The sequence below is a fragment of the Roseibium sp. RKSG952 genome (genome assembly GCF_009711355.1).
The window spans coordinates 1-1,541 of sequence record NZ_SMMF01000519.1 but is presented as its reverse complement, the minus strand read 5'-3'; the positions used below and the strand labels follow the sequence as shown (position 1 = coordinate 1,541).

At 52.1% G+C, this 1,541-nt stretch carries 1 protein-coding gene; it reads right to left on the bottom strand.

What is annotated here, in order from left to right:
- Positions 1-223: 223 nt before the first annotated feature.
- Positions 224-1,255 (bottom strand): hypothetical protein, encoded by a 1,032-nt coding sequence (locus E1297_RS01940; RefSeq protein ID WP_155133211.1) that lies wholly within the window; start codon positions 1,253-1,255, stop codon positions 224-226.
- Positions 1,256-1,541: the final 286 nt, after the last annotated feature.

The window sequence follows — 1,541 nt, the reverse complement described above, 5'->3', positions numbered from 1 at the left end:
CCCGTCCTTCAGGGCGGGGAAGACGTTAAATAGGCAAGGCCACCAAGGGGCTGTTTTCCGAAATCAAGACCCGGCGCACCGAACTACCGGCCGGGCTCGATCTTTTGGGTTTCGAGATGTTCCCATTGCCGCACTATGCACTCGGTGCCTTGCCTTCCTTGGAGCCGGAAGCGCCTGCGTATCTCCTTCCTTCGCGCAATGGGTTAAGTGCGTCCGTTTGACCTCACTTGGTTAGCCCATGCATCTTGTTGAAATCGTCGTCATTCATCTGGATCGGACGTTCCTTGTATCTCAGTGCGAGTTGTACGAGCACTTCGTAGTGCCCTGTATGGTTGTTCTGATATAGCGGTGCTAGTTCCGCCATTATGTCCGCTACTGTTTCAAGCGAGGCTTCTGGGTTCTTGTTTTCGATCGCGGTGAGCTCCATGCAGATCTCGGTGATGAGCCTGGTCTCTTCGAGGGGCAAATTCCTCCAGTCCGGAGAGTATTTGTGTTTGCTTTCGATATGATTCCGGATCGTTGCCAGGCAACTGTTCATGGCTCGTTCCGTATGCCGTTTGAAATCCATGGACTCGATGTCCAGTGTTAGGCTTTCAGGGATTAGGCATTCCACATGAGGAAGGAGTTCCTCCATGCGCTCATGTCTACCCGGGTCGATGGATGAGAATTCAACGACATGTTCCCGGTCCGTGTCGACACGGAAGAAGCTGTACGGTCGCAGATACTGGTCTTCGATGACTTCGGAATTTACGACGAGAGGCCTCGAGTACGCCGTTTCGATGCAGTAGACTGGGTCTCCTCCCCGTTGCCAGAGCTTTCCGCCGATCACCGCCAAGTCGTCCGCTCGTTTCAGCAGGTCTTCCCTGGTCTCTTTCGTGTTGAAGCTCGAGATCGCCTTCATTTCCTCCGAAACGAATGGCATCATCTCTCCTTTCTGGAGCTTCTCGTAATTCTTTTGCCACTGCTCATCGCCGCTGACCTTGCTCGGGATCCTGAATTCGATGTTGGGGTTTCCGATCTGCTTCAGGTTGATGGCGGTCAAGTCTGTTTCGTACCAATGAGACCCGTCGAACCACCTTGTCTCGAACTCCGTCTCACCGTCTTCCGAATAGACTCGGACCGCGACGGGAGCATCCTCTAGCAATGGTGATTGGATGTCGATGCTGACCCATTCGCCGAAGACACGTTCCTTTTCCGTTCGCGCTCCCTTGGGGATGCAGGTAGCAACTGTAAATAGCGGTAGCTTGATCTTCATAGCGGTCTCTTCGTTCCTGTCTCAGTCAGGTATTGAAATCTACGCTTGAGGCGACTGATTTGTCGAAACAAGCACTTCTTAGAAATGTATTTCAAGTTTGCTGCACATCGCTGCATGGTGGCAGAGGTTTTTTGAAGACCGCTTTAGAATTTACAGGGACGGACCATTTTCGGTAATGGCAGTTCCGATACGTGTGCTGTTATGCAGTTCAGTGACGAGTTACAAACAATGCCCGATGAACTCCTTAAACATGAAATTGTGCATCCAGCAGCGCTGTTGGCGGACG